The following is a 13,569-nucleotide window of genomic DNA, read 5'->3' as shown; positions in this document are numbered from 1 at the left end:
CCGCAGGCAGAAGGGTATTAAGGAAGGTGCCGCTGTGCACTATCACATTAATTCGGCTGTCTCCCAGGGCCACTGACATAAGGTGCCAGTTTAGTATCCTTGCGCCGCCAAGCCGGGCGTTGACGGCCTGATCGAACCTACAAGAACAAGAGCATGAGCGAGAGAACCACATCCTCCAACTGGGCCCTGGCCATAGTGCAGGCGCTGGAGCTGGGCGGCGTCGACTGCGCCAGGCTGTTTGCCGAGCTGGGCCTGGATTACGCGGCGTTGAGCGACCCCGACGCACGCTTTCCGCAGGATGCCATGACCCGCCTGTGGCAGCGCGCGGTGGCGTTGTCCGGCAACCCGGCGATCGGCCTGAACATGGCGCAGGTGGTGCGTCCGGCCTCCTTCCACGTGGTCGGCTACGCGCTGATGTCCAGCCGCAACCTGCGCGACGGCTTCACCCGCCTGGTGCGCTACCAGCGCATCATCGGCGAGGGCGCCGACCTGAGCTTCCTGCCTCAGCCCGACGGCTATGCGCTGACCCTGGCGATCCACGGCGACCGCCTGCCGCCGGCGCGGCAGAGCGCCGAGGCGTCGCTGGCCTACTGCCTGGCGTTCTGCCGCTGGATGACCGGCAAGCCGATCCGTCCGCGCGAGATCCGCCTGCAGGGGCCGCCGCCCGCCGATCTGGCGCCCTACCAGCAGGTGTTCCAGGCGCCGCTACGGTTCAATGCCGAGCACTACGGGCTGATCTTCGAGCGCGGCGATCTGGAGGCGCCGCTGCCCAGCGCCAACGAGGCGCTGGCGCAGTTGCACGACCGGTTCGCCGGCGACTACCTGGCGCGTTTCTGCGGCAGCCGCGTCACCCACCAGGCGCGCCAGGTGCTGTGCCGCCTGCTGCCGCAGGGCGAGCCGCGCCGCGAGGTGGTGGCGCAGGCCCTGCACCTGTCGCAGCGCACCCTGCAGCGGCGCCTGCAGGAGGAGGGCACCAGCTACCAGCAACTGCTCGACGACACCCGCCGCGAGCTGGCCGAGCAGTACCTGGCGCAGCCCAACCTGACCTTGCTGGAGGTCGCCTACCTGCTCGGTTTCGCCGACCCGAGCAATTTCTTCCGCGCCTTCCGCCGCTGGTTCGAGGAAACCCCGGGCGAGTACCGCGCGCGGCTGTAAAGGGGCCGTAGCCCGGATGCCATCCGGGTTGCGCCCCTTGCGAATAGAGGTTTAGGGGATTTCAGCTCGGCCAGGCAATCCGTTGCCTGCGCGCCTCGGCCCTGGGCGGGAGCCGCGGAACCGAACGGCTTGTTTTCAGTGGCGCCAGAAGGCGGGCAGCAGCAGCACCAGCACGGTGAGGATCTCCAGGCGGCCCAGCAGCATGCCCAGGGTCAGCAGCCACTTGGCCAGATCCGGCAGGCTGGCGTAGTTGCCGGCCGGGCCGACCACTTCGCCCATCCCCGGGCCGACCCCGGAGACCATGGCCGCGGCGCCGGTCAGGGCGGTGATCCAGTCCACCCCGCACATGGCCACCGCCAGGGCCAGGCCGGCGATGGTGATGGTGTAGAAGAAGGCGAAGGCGAGGATCGAGCGGACGATGTCCTCGTCCAGGCGGTGGCGGTTGTACTGCTGCTTGATCACCGCGCGCGGGTGGATCAGCTGCTTGAGGTTGGCCTTGAGCAGGATGTAGGCGACCTGGAAGCGGAAGATCTTCAGGCCGCCGGCGGTGGAACCGGAGCAGCCGCCGACGAAGCCCAGGTAGAAGAACATCATGCTGGCGAAGGGGCCCCACAGGTGATAGTCGCCGACGGCGAAGCCGGTGGTGGTCATGATCGAGGTGATGTTCACCGCCACATGGCGCAGCGCATCGAGCCAGTGCAGGTCGGTGGAGAGCCATTTCCAGCCGGTCAGCACCAGCCAGCTGCCCAGCAGCAGCACGAGAAAGCCGCGTACCTGCGCATCGCGCGTCAGGGCCCGGTAGTTGCCGCGCAGGGTGGCGACATAGAGCACGAAGGGCAGGCTGCCGAGCACCATCACCAGCACCGCGACCCAGTGCACCGCCGGCTGCTGCCATTTGCCCAGCGAGGCGTCGGAGGTGGAGAAACCGCCGGTGGCGATGGCCGACATGGCATGGTTGATGGCGTCGAACAGGTTCATGCCGGCCAGCCAGAAGGCCAGCACGGCGAAGCTGCTGAGGCCGACATAGGCCAGCACCATGTACTTGGCGACCATGTGCGAGCGCGGCATGACCTTGTCCGAACGGTCCGAGGACTCGGTCTGGAACAGGCGCATGCCACCGATGCGCAGCATCGGCAGGATCGCCACGGCCATGGCGATGAAGCCGATGCCGCCCAGCCAGTGCAGCAGCGAACGCCAGATCAGGGTGCCCGGCGACATGTCGTCCAGGCCGCTGAACACCGTGGCGCCGGTAGCGGTGATGCCGGACATGCTCTCGAAGTAGGCGTCGGTGATGCTGGCGCGTTCGGCGAAGAGGAACGGCAGGGCGGCGAAGATCGACACCATCACCCAGCTCGACACCGTCAGCATGTACATGTCGCGCGGGCGCAGCTGGGTCTGCTGCGGACGCCCCTGGGCGACCATGGCCACGCCGACCAGCGCGGTGATCAGGCTGGACCAGAGGAAGGCATTGATGCCCTGTGGCTGCTCGAACGCCAGCAGGGTGCCGATCGGCACCAGCATGCTGACCGCCAGGGTGATCAGGAAGATGCCGTTGATGAAGGCGAGCATACGCAGGCTGGACAGGGACATCGGCTCAGTGCTTCCAGAAACTGCGGGTGACCAGCACCAGCACGGTGAGGATTTCCAGGCGGCCCAGCAGCATGCCCAGGGTCAGCAGCCACTTGGCCGAGTCTGGCAGGCTGGCGAAGTTGCCGGCCGGGCCGATGGTCGGACCGAGGCCCGGGCCGACGTTGCACACTGCGGTGGCGGCGCCGGTCAGCGCGGTGACCCAGTCCAGGCCGACCAGGGTCAGGGCCAGGGCCAGCACGCCGATGGTGATGGTGAAGAAGAAGGAGAAGGTGATCAGCGAGCGGACGATCTCCTCGTCCAGGTTGTGGTTGTTGTACTGCTGCTTGATCACCGCGCGCGGGTGCACCAGCTGCATCAGGTTGGCCTTGAGCAGCACGTAGGCGACCTGGAAGCGGAAAATCTTCAGACCGCCGGAGGTGGAGCCCGAGCAGCCGCCGACGAAGGTCAGGTAGAAGAACAGCAGCACGGCGAAGCCGCCCCAGGTGGTGTAGTCGCCCAAGGCGTAGCCGGTGGTGGTGACCACCGAGGTGACGTTGACCGCGACGATGCGCACGGCGTCCAGCCAGTTGTGCTCGGAGTGCAGCCACAGCCAGGTGCCGAACACCAGCCAGGTCAGCAGCAGGAAGCCGAGGAAGCCGCGTACCTGATGGTCGCGCAGCAGCGCCTGGCGGTTGCCGCGCACGAAGGCGACGTAGAGCATGAAGGGCAGGCCGCCGAGGATCATCAGCAGCACGGAGGTCCAGTGCACCGCCGGCTGTTGCCAGTTGGCCAGGGACGAGTCGGAGGTGGAATAGCCGCCGGTGGAGATCGAGGTCATCGCGTGGTTGATCGCCTCGAAGGGGTTCATGCCGGCGGCCCAGTAGGCCAGGAAGCCGAGCCCGGTGAGGGCCAGGTAGACCAGCAGGATGTACTTGGCGGCCATGTGCGAGCGCGGCATCACCTTCTCGCCCCAGTCCGAGGACTCGGTCTGGAACAGGCGCATGCCGCCGACCCGCAGCAGCGGCAGGATGGCCACGGCCATGCCGATGAAGCCGATGCCGCCCAGCCACTGCAGCATCGAACGCCAGATCAGGATGCCCGGCGACATGTCGTCCAGGCCGACCAGCACGGTGGAGCCGGTGGTGGTGACGCCGCTCATGGTCTCGAAGAAGGCGTCGGTGTAGCTGATATGGGCGATCATCACCATCGGCAGGGCGGCGAAGCAGCACACCGCCACCCAGCTGCCGGTGGTCAGCAGGTACATGTCGCGCGGGCGCAGCTGGGCGTTCTGCGGGCGCCCGGGAATCACCAGGGCCAGGCCGGCGATCAGGGTGATCAGGCTCGACCAGAGGAAGGCGTCGAGGTCTTCGGGTTGTTCGAAGATCGCCAGGGTGAGCATGGGAATGACCATGCTCACCGCCAGGGTAATGAGAAAGATGCCGATGATGAAACCGATGATGCGCAGCGTCGGCAAGGCCATGGAGTGGGCTCTGGCAGGTTGCAAAAGGCGCCATTCTACCCGCGGACGGGCGGCTGTAAACCGCCGCGGACGGGGCTTTACAAGCGCATGGCGGAGAATAGAATAGCCGCCAGTTGCCGGCGTCCGCCGGTTTCCGAGTCCTCCTCAAATGTCCGACGCTAATCCCTGCCTCACGTGCGGCGCCTGCTGCGCGTTTTTTCGTGTGTCCTTCTTCTGGGGCGAATGCCAATCGGCCGGCGGTAGCGTGCCGGACGAGCAGGTCATCCAGATCAGCCCGCACTACGTCGCCATGCGCGGCACCGAAAGCAAACCGGCGCGCTGCACCCAGCTGCTCGGCGAGGTCGGCTGCGGCGTGCGCTGCACCCTGTACGAACAGCGCTCGAGCAGTTGCCGCGAGTTCGACGCGTCCTGGGAGAACGGCGTGCACAACCCGCGGTGCGACGAGGCGCGCCAGGCCCACGGCCTGCCGCCGCTGACGCCGCCGATCCAGCCGGTGGTGTCGCCCGATCGCGTGGCCTGAGCCGGCGTCGTGCGGCGCGGGCCTGCTAGAATGCCGCCTCTTTGATTCTCGGAGGTGGCCGATGGAGGCTCTCGACGCTCTGCTCAACCGTGTTTCCGTTCCCCGTCTGGTCGACCCGGCGCCGAGCGCGGCGCAGCGCGAGCTGCTGTTTCGCGCGGCCCTGCGCGCGCCGGATCATGGCCAGCTGCGGCCCTGGCGCTTCCTCACCGTCGAAGGCGAGGCCCGCGGGCGCATGGGCGAGCTGTTCGCCGAGGCGCTGCTGGCCGGCGACGCGCAGGCGCCCGCCGAGGCGCTGAGCAAGGCACGCGGCATGCCGTTGCGGGCGCCGCTGCTGGTGGTGGTGATCGCCCGGTTGCAGGCGCATGCCAAGGTGCCGGCGCAGGAGCAGCTGATCGCCGCCGGTTGCGCCGCCCACGGCATATTGCTCGCCGCCCATGCCCAGGGCATCGGCGCGGTCTGGCGCACCGGCGACCTGGCCTACAACGCCCAGGTGGCCAAGGGCCTGGGGCTGGGCGCGGACGAGCGGATCGTCGCCTACCTCTATCTCGGCACCCCGGAGCGCGAGCTGCGCCGGCCGCCGGAGCTGGCGGTCGAGGATTTCGTCAGCGCCTGGAACGGCTGAGCGCGTCCCTGTCCGGCGAGCCTGGCACCAGCCCGGTCGCATCCGGACTACGGGCGATCCTGAGGTTGCAGCGGCAGGCTGAGCGTGGCGACGAAACCGCCCTCCGGGTGGTTGGCCAGCAGCAGTTCGCCGCCATGGCGCTGGGCGGCGCGGCGGGCGATGGCCAGGCCCAGGCCATGGCCGGCGCCGTTCTGCCCCGGCGCGCGAAAGAACGGCTCGCCCAGGCGCTGCAGATGATCGGTCGACACCCCGGGGCCGTGGTCGCGCACGCCGAGTAGCAGACGCTCGCCCTGGCGCCGGACCTCGATCTCGATGGGTTGCCCGCTCGGGTTGAAGCGCAGGGCATTGCGTAGCAGGTTGTCCAGCGCCCGTTCCAGCAGATCCGGCCAGCCGTGCAGCGCAGCGCCGTGCTCGAGGTGGATCTGCAGGCGCTGCTCGGGTGCGATCAGGCTCGCGTCCTCTTGCAGCTTGCCGAGCATTGCGGCGAGGTCGACGGGCTGTGCGGCGCCGAGGTCGGCATCCAGGCGGGCGAGGGCGAGAATCTCGCTGATCAGCGCCTCCAGGCGGTCGCACTCCTGGTTCAGGCGCGGCCACAGCTTGTCGCGCTCGGCCGCCTCCGCGCGTTCGGCCAGGGCCAGGGCGATGCGCAGGCGCGCCAGCGGCGAACGCAATTCGTGGGAGACGTCGCGCAGCAGCTGGCGCTGGCTGCCGATCAGCCCCTGCAGGCGCTCGCCCATGCGGTTGAAGTCCTTGGCCAGCAGGCCCAGTTCGTCGCGACGGGTGGCCAGGCGCGCCAGGCTGTTCTGCTGGTAGGCGGTCTGCCCGAGGTCGTGCACGGCGCCGCGCAGACGATCCAGCGGGCGGGTGATCGACAGCGTCAGCAGCAGGCTGAACAGGGTCAGCACCACCAGGGCGATGCCCAGCGCGCTGAGCGGCCAGAACAGGCTGCCGCGGTGCCAGGCGGCCAGTTCCGGGTGGGGGATGCGGTAGATGAACAGGTAGCTGTCGCCGCTCTCCGGGCTGGTGTACTCGGCGGTCAGGCGACGCCAGGGCAGGCGGCGGGCCTCGCCGTGGCGGGCTTCGAAGGCGGCGGCGCGAGGCGGGAAGGTGCCCTTGACCAGCGGCTGGCCGCTCTCGCCGATTACCTGGGTGTTGATGCGATATTTTTGCTTGCGCTGTTCGAGGAACTGCTGGGCGGCCTGCGGGCCTTGCTGCTCATAGCGTTTCACCCACTTGCGGTCGAGGTCGTCGAGGCCCGGGTGCAGGCTGAGAACCCAGGCGTCCTGGTTCAGCGCGCGGCCGAGCAGCATGGATAACCCGGCGACCAGGGCGATGGCCAGCCAGAAACTGGCGAAGATGCGCCAGAACAGTGAACGCACGGTGATTCCTCATGCGAAAGCCCGCCGCTTCGGGGAAGCGGCGGGCCGTGGGTTGAGTCGGCTCAGTTGCCCTGGCCTTCCTTCTCGGCCTTCCAGGCCTTGAACTCGGCCATTTCGGCGCGGCGCGCCTCCATCTTCTTCTGGTGTTCGTCGAAGGCCTTCTGCTGCTCGGGATTGAGCAGGTCGCGCAGGGCCTTGTGCTGGTCGGCGCGAGCCTTCTCCAGCTCCTTGTGCATGGCCTGCTTGTCGGCCTCCGGCAACTTGTCCAGGTAGCGCTGAGTGATCTCGCGCTTGCTCTTCATCTGTTCGCCCATCAGCTTGCGAAATTCCTGGCGTTGCTCCTGGCTCAGGTTCAGCTCCTTGAACATGCCGTGGCCGCGGTCGTGATGGCGCGGGCCGCCTTCGTGCATGGGCATGGCCATCGCCAGGGTCGGCAGGGTGGCGGCGAGCAGCAGGGCGGTGAGGGTCTTACGCATGGTGGTTCTCCTTGTCTCGAAACCGGTCGTTACCGGATGGGCTCAGTATGCGGCGGTCAAGGTCAAGGGCGGTCAGGCCTGGGTAAAGCTTGGGTAAAGGCATTGTTGCGTGGGCTTTACCGGGGCGCGGCGGTATCGAGTGGCGCTGCAGGTGCCGGGCGGAGCCGCGGGCGGCGCCCTGTTGGGCTTCGCTGCGCTCAGCACCAAGCTACGGCGCGTAGTAGTAGCCACGGCTGCGCAGGGCGAGGATGCGCGGGCGGCCGTCCGGGTGCGGGCCGAGCTTCTTGCGCAGGTTGCTGACGTGCATGTCCAGGCTGCGGTCGTAGAGGGTGAGCTTGCGGCCCAGGGCCAGTTGCGCCAGTGCCTGCTTGTCCAGCGGCTCGCCAGGTTGGCGCAGCAGGGCTTCGAGCAGGCGGCTCTCGGAGACGGTCAGCGGCACGTCGTGCGCGCCGATGCTGACCACGCCGCGGTTGGGGCTGAAGCTCAGGTCGCCCAGCTCCAGCTGGCTGCTGGTCGGCGCCGGCGTGCTACGCCGCAGCACCGCGCGCAGGCGGGCGGTCAGCTCGCGCGGATCGCAGGGCTTGGCCAGGTAGTCGTCGGCGCCCAGCTCCAGGCCGAGGATGCGATCGAGCGGCTCGCCGCGGGCCGAGAGCATCAGCACCGGCAGTTCCGGATGTTCGCCGCGCAGCTGCTTGAGCAGCTCCAGGCCGCTGCCGTCCGGCAGCATCACGTCCAGCACCACGGCGTCTGGCGCCTGCTCGACGAGGGCCTGGCGGGCGCTGCCGGCCTCATGGCAGGCGGTGACCTGGAAGCCTTCCTGGGTCAGCCAACTGGCCAGCAGCTCGCACAGCTCCTGGTCGTCGTCGATCAGCAGTAAGCGGCTCATGGCGCTCAGTTGATCCACTCGCGGCGGGTCTTGCGGCGGCCGCGCAGCAGGGCACCGACCAGCACGGAAAGCAGGCTGAGCCCGGCGCCGAGGGCGAACCAAGTCTGCTCCTCGCTGAGCAGGCCGGGCTGCTGCCGGGCCTGGCTCTCCTTGAGCTGCAGGCGCAGGCGCTGGTTTTCCTGGCGCAGGCGTTGCATCTGCGCGGCGCTGTTGGCCTGCTGTTCGCTACGCAGCTGTTCGCTCTGCGCCAGACGCTGTTCCAGGGTATCGGCCTGCGCCTCGGCCGAGGTGGCCGCGGCGAGCGGCTGGGGAGAGGTTTCCTCGGCTTGCGCCAGGGCGCAGGTCAGCAGCAGGGTGGCCAGCACGGACAGCGGGATCGGGCGCATCGCGATTCCTTGTAAGCGAAAGCAGCGTGGGAGGGATCAGGGCAGCACTTTCTTGAACGGCTTGACCACCACGCTGGCGTACACGCCGGCGGCGCGGTAGGGGTCGGCGTCGGCCCAGCTCTGCGCGGCGGCGAGGGAGTCGAACTCGGCGACGATCAGGCTGCCGCTGAAACCGGCCGGGCCCGGGTCGTTGCTGTCGATCGCCGGGTGCGGGCCGGCCAGCAGCAGGCGGCCTTCCTGCTTGAGCGCCTCGAGGCGGGCGAGGTGGGCGGGGCGAGCGGCCAGACGGTTGTCGAGGGAGTTTTCGACGTCGGTGGCGATGATGGCGTAGAGCATCTCAGTCCTTAGATGGGGTCGATCATGGAGCGGGGGCAGGCTTTTTACTGCGCGGCGGCAGCCAGAAGTCGCATGTGCCGGCATAATAACAAACATCAATCTCAACGAAAGCGCCGCCATGACTGTCGATCTGCACTGCCACAGCACCGCCTCCGACGGCGTCCTGGCCCCCGCCATGCTGGTGAGCCGGGCCTTCGAGCGTGGCGTGCGGCTGCTGGCGCTGACCGATCACGACACCCTGGAGGGGCTGGAGGAGGCGCGCCGCGCCGCCGAGGCCCTGGACATGCAGCTGGTCAACGGCATCGAGCTGTCCTGCACCTGGGGCGGCGCCACCATCCACGTGCTGGGCTACGCCTTCGCCAGCGACGCCCCGGCTTTGCGTGTGGCCATCGAGGCGTTGCACCACGGGCGCTGGCAGCGCGCCGAGGAAATCGACCGGCGCCTGGCGGCCAAGGGCATGCCCGGGGCGTTGCAGGGCGCGCGCGCGGTGCAGCAGGAGTTGGGCGACAGCGGCAATGCGCCGGCGCGGCCGCACTTCGCCGAGTTCCTGGTGCGCGCCGGGCATGTGCGCGACCGCGCCGAGGCCTTTCGCAAGTGGCTCGGTTCGGGCAAGTTGGGCGACGTCAAGCAGCACTGGCCGGCGCTGGAGGACGCGGTCGGCACGTTGCGCGCGGCCAAAGCCTGGATCAGCCTGGCGCATCCGTGGCAATACGACTTTACTCGCAGTAAGCGTCGGCGTTTGGTCGCCGACTTCGTTGCGGCGGGCGGGCATGCCCTGGAAGTGGTCAATGGCATGCAGCCGGCCGAGCAGGTCGGTGGCTTGGCGATTCTGGCGCGCGAATTCGGCTTGATGGCCAGCGTCGGCAGCGACTTCCATGCGCCGGGCGACTGGTCCGAACTGGGCATGTACCGCCCGTTGCCCGACGACCTGACGGCGCTCTGGAAGCGCTTCGAACATGCACAGCCACCCGCTGTCACTTCATGAGCAGGGAGCAAACGTGAGTCAGTTTTTCCAGGTTCACCCGGAGAATCCCCAGGCGCGCCTGATCAAACAGGCGGTGGAGATCATCCGCGGCGGCGGCGTGGTGGTCTATCCGACCGATTCGTCCTATGCGCTGGGTTGCGCCATCGGCGACAAGAACGCGGTGGAGCGCATCCGCCGTCTGCGCCAGCTCGACGACAAGCACAACTTCACCCTGGTGTGCCGTGACCTGTCGCAGATCGGCCTGTTCGCCAAGGTCGATACCGCCGCCTTCCGGCTGCTGAAGAACCACACCCCGGGGCCCTACACCTTCATCCTCAATGCCACCCGCGAAGTGCCGCGCATGCTGCTGCACCCCAAGCGGCGCACCATCGGTCTGCGCGTGCCCGGCCACCCCATCGCCCTGGCGCTGCTGGAGCAGCTCGGCGAACCGCTGATGAGCGTCAGCCTGATCCTGCCGGGCGACGACCTGCCGCTGTCCGATCCCTACGAGATGCGCCAGATCCTCGAGCACCAGGTCGAGCTGATCATCGACGGCGGCTTCGGTGGCCTGGAGGCCTCCACCGTGGTCAACCTGGCCGACGACGAGCCGGAAATCGTCCGCGTCGGCTGTGGCGATCCCTCGCCTTTTCTCAAGCCCTAGAGAATCAGCGCCACCAGTATCGCCACCAGCAAGATGATGATGAAGTCGGTGCCGCTCAGCGCGCCGGCCACCGGCAGGCTGTCGAGGCGCTGCGACAGGCTGGCGATTTCCGCCGGGGTCATGGCGTCGACACGTTCGCGGGCCAGTTGCGGCGGTACGTCCATGGCCTGCAGGGCTTGCTGCACGTCGCTGCGGGCGAGCAGGGCGTCGAGCTTGGCGCGTTCGGCGGCGAGGTTCTGTTCGCTGAGGATTTCCTCGGTACCGATCATCTGCGCCTGGGCCGGCAGGGCCAAGGCGAACAGGCAGGCGAACAGCAGGCTGGCGCAGAGGGAGAGGGCATTGTTGTTCATGGTGTGCTCCCGGTGGGTTGTCGTGAGCCCGGCGCGGCGTGCCGGCGCCGGTATCAGTGATAGGGCCGGAGTTAAGTCGGATCCTCGGTACCCATTTGCTATTTTAGCTCCGAGATATCAAGAGTTGACTCCGTTTGAACGGGCCAGGTCTCTCGTCAACTGGAATCCACAGGTGTGTTCTAAGGGTTTGTAGCGCCGATGGCAGAGATGAGTTGAAAATTTTAGCGGATAGAGCTTTGTTCTTTGCGGAATCGTGGCAGTGCAGAGGCGGGAGGGGCGAGCCGGCAAAACCGGCTCGTACCTACTCAGCTAAAGCGCAAGAGGAAAGTCGCTGTGTTGCTGTTTTTCGGATTGGTGCGCGCGGATGCGTTGGTGGACGCGGCTCAGGAATCCGACCTCGAAGGCCCGTCTCTCCATGGCACAGGGCAGCAGATCGCGCTCGGCAATCATCGTCGCCCAGAGCCAGCCGCTGCGGGCGTTGTCGAGCCAGCTCTGGGCCAGCTTCACGCCCTGGTTGAACGCTTCCCTGCAGTCGGCAGCCCAGATGATCTCGACACCTGGGTGGCCATCGTGAGGTGGCAGGCACGTCATAACGCCCTTGCTCATCTGGCACCTCCTCGCACTTCGGATAGAGCGCGGCGATAGAGCACGACCATCTCATCGAGCAGATCCAGAGCTGAGTAGGCAGCGATCCGTACGCGCAGATCTGCGGGCTGCAGCCCATCAGGTTCAGCCAGTTGATCCAGCAGATTGCCGAGCATTACGCCGCGCAGTTCAGCAGCAGCTTCAGAGGCTAGGGGAGAGCGTTCGGATTCGTGCAGCGGGCTTCGCTGCAGCGGAAAAGGTACAACGCAGGATTCGAACTCAGCCATGGCACACCTCCAGAGCAGAGGTGGACAGCAAGACTTGAAGCCCAAGGCGGAGCTCTTGGGTAAAAAGGGGGTAGCGCATTTTCCTTATGCTCCTTGGACGGGTTAAGGAACCGCCTACCAGCTTTCTCACGAGCATAGGAGGCGGACCGTGCAAGGGTGAGAAACCGGCGTCCAAGGGAACCGGCCAGGCAAAAGCCTGCCTCACACGGCCCGCCATAGGTATGCAGTAGCACAATGGGTGACCATTGGCTTTGCACTATGGCGCTACCGCGCCTTGGGCAACGTCCGGGTTCTCACGCCCGGTCGTGGGATTGACCACGACGGGCGCACTCTAGCCCGAGGGTTTCAGGATGGCAATCAACTGCGGAGTAGTTCTATTGCCGGCTTCTTGCGGTAGCCCCTTGTCAAGCGTATGAATCGTGCGATCCGGTCGCGGTATGGCTCAATATCGATCATGAAGATTCTTTTTGAATGTGTGGCTGGGTGACCTTCGATGATCCAATTGGGCTAGCCGGACGGCGTTCCCATCGGGGTTTTTCCGTTCGGCGCCTGGCTGCCCTATACTTCGCCGCCTTGTCTGTTCGTTTAGGTAAACCGGTTTGAGCCTTATCGACTCCGAGCGGCGCGTGCTGTCGGGCATGCGCCCCAGCGGCCGTCTACACCTCGGGCACTACCATGGCGTGCTGAAAAACTGGGTCAAGCTGCAGCACGAGTACGACTGCTTCTTCTGCATCGTCGACTGGCATGCGCTGACCACCGACTATGCCGAGGTCGGCCAGCTGTCGCAGCACGTCATGGACATGGCGGTGGACTGGCTGGCGGCGGGCGTCAGCCCCAGCTCGGCGACCCTGTTCATCCAGTCGCAGGTGCCCGAGCACGCCGAGCTGCATCTGCTGCTGTCGATGATCTGTCCGCTGAGCTGGCTGGAACGGGTGCCGTCCTACAAGGAGCAGCAGGAGCGCCAGGCCGGCAAGGACCTGTCCACCTACGGCTTTCTCGGCTACCCGCTGCTGCAGGCGGCGGACATCCTGCTGTACCGCGCCGGCGTGGTGCCGGTGGGAGCGGACCAACTGCCGCATATCGAGTTCGCCCGCGAAGTGGCGCGGCGCTTCAACCACCTGTACGGCAGCGAGCCGGATTTCGAACTCAAGGCCGAGGCCGCCATCGGCAAGCTCGGCAAGAAAGCCGGCAAGCTCTACAGCAGCCTGCGCAAGGCCTACCAGGAGCAGGGCGACGGCGAGGCGCTGGAGACCGCGCGGGCGCTGCTCAAGGAGCAGAGCAACATCACTCTGGGCGATCAGGAGCGCCTGTTCGGCTATCTGGAGGGCAGCGCCAAGGTGATCCTCGCCGAACCCCAGCCGCTGCTCGCCGAGCTCGCGCGCATCCCCGGGCTGGACGGGCAGAAGATGGCCAAGTCCAGCGGCAACGCGATCTTCCTGCGCGACGGCGACGCCGAGATCGAGGAAAAACTGCGGCGCATGCCCACCGACCCGGCACGGGTGCACCGCGATGATCCGGGCGAGCCGCAGCGCTGCCCAGTGTGGCCGCTGCACCAGCTGTATTCCAGCGACGAGCAGCTGCATTGGGTGGTCAATGGCTGCCGCAGCGCCGCCATCGGCTGCCTGGACTGCAAGGGCGCGCTGTGCACGGCGCTGCAGAGCGAACTGACGCCGCTGCAGCAGCGCGCCATCGATTACGAGGACAGCCCCGACCTGGTGCGCAGCATTCTCGCCGAGGGTGCCGAGCGCGCCCGCGACGAGGCCCGCGACACCCTGGCCGAGGTGCGCCTGGCCATGGGCCTGAAGTACCGATGAAGGAGCCGCAGCCGATGAGCGAATCCGTCGACAGCCAGGCCGGCGCGCAGCAGGAACTGCCGTTCGCCCTGGTCTACGGCGAGGCGGTCACCGAGCTGC

Annotated in this window: 16 protein-coding genes; 6 read left to right on the top strand and 10 right to left on the bottom strand. The window is 67.3% G+C overall.

Features of this window, described 5'->3' with window-relative positions; translation table 11 throughout:
• The first annotated feature begins 153 nt into the window (after nt 1-153).
• Complete coding sequence (locus EA796_RS10205) at nt 154-1,155, top strand: AraC family transcriptional regulator (protein WP_122108534.1); 1,002 nt, start codon at nt 154-156, stop codon at nt 1,153-1,155.
• Nucleotides 1,156-1,290: 135 nt separating this feature from the next.
• Here the strand turns inward: EA796_RS10205 and EA796_RS10200 are convergent, their stop codons facing one another.
• The gene (locus EA796_RS10200) at nt 1,291-2,745 is read right to left on the bottom strand and encodes a TrkH family potassium uptake protein (protein ID WP_122108533.1); all 1,455 of its coding nucleotides are present in this window, start codon (nt 2,743-2,745) and stop codon (nt 1,291-1,293) included.
• A gap of 4 nt (nt 2,746-2,749) precedes the next feature.
• The gene (locus tag EA796_RS10195) at nt 2,750-4,204 is read right to left on the bottom strand and encodes a TrkH family potassium uptake protein (protein ID WP_122108532.1); all 1,455 of its coding nucleotides are present in this window, start codon (nt 4,202-4,204) and stop codon (nt 2,750-2,752) included.
• Between the two features lie 148 nt (nt 4,205-4,352).
• On the opposite strand from EA796_RS10195, the gene EA796_RS10190 reads away from it, so the two are divergent.
• Entirely contained in the window at nt 4,353-4,724 is a 372-nt protein-coding gene (locus EA796_RS10190) for a YkgJ family cysteine cluster protein (RefSeq protein ID WP_122108531.1), read from the top strand.
• A 61-nt stretch (nt 4,725-4,785) separates the two neighbouring features.
• Complete coding sequence (locus EA796_RS10185; protein ID WP_122108530.1) at nt 4,786-5,346, top strand: nitroreductase; 561 nt, start codon at nt 4,786-4,788, stop codon at nt 5,344-5,346.
• Nucleotides 5,347-5,393: 47 nt separating this feature from the next.
• Here EA796_RS10185 and EA796_RS10180 read toward each other — a convergent pair whose 3' ends face one another.
• The 5 genes from EA796_RS10180 to EA796_RS10160 all read right to left on the bottom strand — a co-directional run bounded on the left by EA796_RS10180 (nt 5,394) and on the right by EA796_RS10160 (nt 8,809).
• Nucleotides 5,394-6,725: a HAMP domain-containing sensor histidine kinase gene (locus EA796_RS10180; RefSeq protein WP_122108529.1), complete on the bottom strand. Its 1,332-nt coding sequence runs from the start codon at nt 6,723-6,725 to the stop codon at nt 5,394-5,396.
• Between the two features lie 62 nt (nt 6,726-6,787).
• Nucleotides 6,788-7,201: a Spy/CpxP family protein refolding chaperone gene (locus EA796_RS10175; protein ID WP_122108528.1), complete on the bottom strand. Its 414-nt coding sequence runs from the start codon at nt 7,199-7,201 to the stop codon at nt 6,788-6,790.
• Between the two features lie 208 nt (nt 7,202-7,409).
• Nucleotides 7,410-8,087 carry a response regulator transcription factor gene (locus tag EA796_RS10170; protein WP_122108527.1) on the bottom strand — a complete coding sequence of 226 codons (678 nt, stop codon included), beginning with the start codon at nt 8,085-8,087 and terminating at the stop codon, nt 7,410-7,412.
• Between the two features lie 5 nt (nt 8,088-8,092).
• Entirely contained in the window at nt 8,093-8,473 is a 381-nt protein-coding gene (locus EA796_RS10165) for a translation initiation factor 2 (IF-2, GTPase) (RefSeq protein WP_122108526.1), read from the bottom strand.
• Between the two features lie 36 nt (nt 8,474-8,509).
• On the bottom strand, nt 8,510-8,809 hold the full coding sequence (locus EA796_RS10160) for a YciI family protein (RefSeq protein WP_021442454.1): 300 nt from the start codon (nt 8,807-8,809) through the stop codon (nt 8,510-8,512).
• Nucleotides 8,810-8,927: 118 nt separating this feature from the next.
• On the opposite strand from EA796_RS10160, the gene EA796_RS10155 reads away from it, so the two are divergent.
• The gene (locus tag EA796_RS10155; RefSeq protein ID WP_122108525.1) at nt 8,928-9,794 is read left to right on the top strand and encodes a PHP domain-containing protein; all 867 of its coding nucleotides are present in this window, start codon (nt 8,928-8,930) and stop codon (nt 9,792-9,794) included.
• Nucleotides 9,795-9,807: 13 nt separating this feature from the next.
• Nucleotides 9,808-10,434 carry an L-threonylcarbamoyladenylate synthase gene (locus EA796_RS10150; RefSeq protein ID WP_021442452.1) on the top strand — a complete coding sequence of 209 codons (627 nt, stop codon included), beginning with the start codon at nt 9,808-9,810 and terminating at the stop codon, nt 10,432-10,434.
• Here the strand turns inward: EA796_RS10150 and EA796_RS10145 are convergent.
• The 3 genes from EA796_RS10145 to EA796_RS10135 form a co-directional block, all read right to left on the bottom strand.
• Nucleotides 10,431-10,784 (bottom strand): PA2779 family protein, encoded by a 354-nt coding sequence (locus EA796_RS10145; protein WP_021442451.1) that lies wholly within the window; start codon nt 10,782-10,784, stop codon nt 10,431-10,433. The two genes, EA796_RS10150 and EA796_RS10145, sit on opposite strands and share 4 nt — an antisense overlap.
• Before the next feature lie 309 nt (nt 10,785-11,093).
• Nucleotides 11,094-11,390, bottom strand: a complete 297-nt coding sequence (locus tag EA796_RS10140; RefSeq protein WP_122108524.1) for a LasR-specific antiactivator QslA — start codon at nt 11,388-11,390, stop codon at nt 11,094-11,096.
• Complete coding sequence (locus tag EA796_RS10135; RefSeq protein WP_122108523.1) at nt 11,387-11,656, bottom strand: hypothetical protein; 270 nt, start codon at nt 11,654-11,656, stop codon at nt 11,387-11,389. Before EA796_RS10135 ends, EA796_RS10140 begins: the two co-directional genes overlap by 4 nt.
• 599 nt (nt 11,657-12,255) lie before the next feature.
• On the opposite strand from EA796_RS10135, the gene EA796_RS10130 reads away from it, so the two are divergent.
• Nucleotides 12,256-13,470, top strand: coding sequence for a tryptophan--tRNA ligase (locus EA796_RS10130; protein WP_122108522.1), 1,215 nt, complete (start codon nt 12,256-12,258; stop codon nt 13,468-13,470).
• Nucleotides 13,471-13,569: the final 99 nt, after the last annotated feature.

It is taken from the genome of Pseudomonas sp. AOB-7, from assembly GCF_003696305.1.
Taxonomy (GTDB): Bacteria; Pseudomonadota; Gammaproteobacteria; order Pseudomonadales; family Pseudomonadaceae; genus Aquipseudomonas.
Note: the sequence above shows the minus strand (reverse complement) of the source record. Positions and strands in the feature narration are given on the sequence as shown.

Coding starts and splice junctions, on each gene's coding strand:
- EA796_RS10205 (WP_122108534.1), top strand. CDS start 154: ATGAGCGAGAGAACCACATCCTCCAACTGGGCCCTGGCCATAGTGCAG.
- EA796_RS10200 (WP_122108533.1), bottom strand. CDS start 2,745: ATGTCCCTGTCCAGCCTGCGTATGCTCGCCTTCATCAACGGCATCTTC.
- EA796_RS10195 (WP_122108532.1), bottom strand. CDS start 4,204: ATGGCCTTGCCGACGCTGCGCATCATCGGTTTCATCATCGGCATCTTT.
- EA796_RS10190 (WP_122108531.1), top strand. CDS start 4,353: ATGTCCGACGCTAATCCCTGCCTCACGTGCGGCGCCTGCTGCGCGTTT.
- EA796_RS10185 (WP_122108530.1), top strand. CDS start 4,786: ATGGAGGCTCTCGACGCTCTGCTCAACCGTGTTTCCGTTCCCCGTCTG.
- EA796_RS10175 (WP_122108528.1), bottom strand. CDS start 7,201: ATGCGTAAGACCCTCACCGCCCTGCTGCTCGCCGCCACCCTGCCGACC.
- EA796_RS10170 (WP_122108527.1), bottom strand. CDS start 8,087: ATGAGCCGCTTACTGCTGATCGACGACGACCAGGAGCTGTGCGAGCTG.
- EA796_RS10165 (WP_122108526.1), bottom strand. CDS start 8,473: ATGCGCCCGATCCCGCTGTCCGTGCTGGCCACCCTGCTGCTGACCTGC.
- EA796_RS10160 (WP_021442454.1), bottom strand. CDS start 8,809: ATGCTCTACGCCATCATCGCCACCGACGTCGAAAACTCCCTCGACAAC.
- EA796_RS10155 (WP_122108525.1), top strand. CDS start 8,928: ATGACTGTCGATCTGCACTGCCACAGCACCGCCTCCGACGGCGTCCTG.
- EA796_RS10145 (WP_021442451.1), bottom strand. CDS start 10,784: ATGAACAACAATGCCCTCTCCCTCTGCGCCAGCCTGCTGTTCGCCTGC.
- EA796_RS10140 (WP_122108524.1), bottom strand. CDS start 11,390: ATGAGCAAGGGCGTTATGACGTGCCTGCCACCTCACGATGGCCACCCA.
- EA796_RS10135 (WP_122108523.1), bottom strand. CDS start 11,656: ATGGCTGAGTTCGAATCCTGCGTTGTACCTTTTCCGCTGCAGCGAAGC.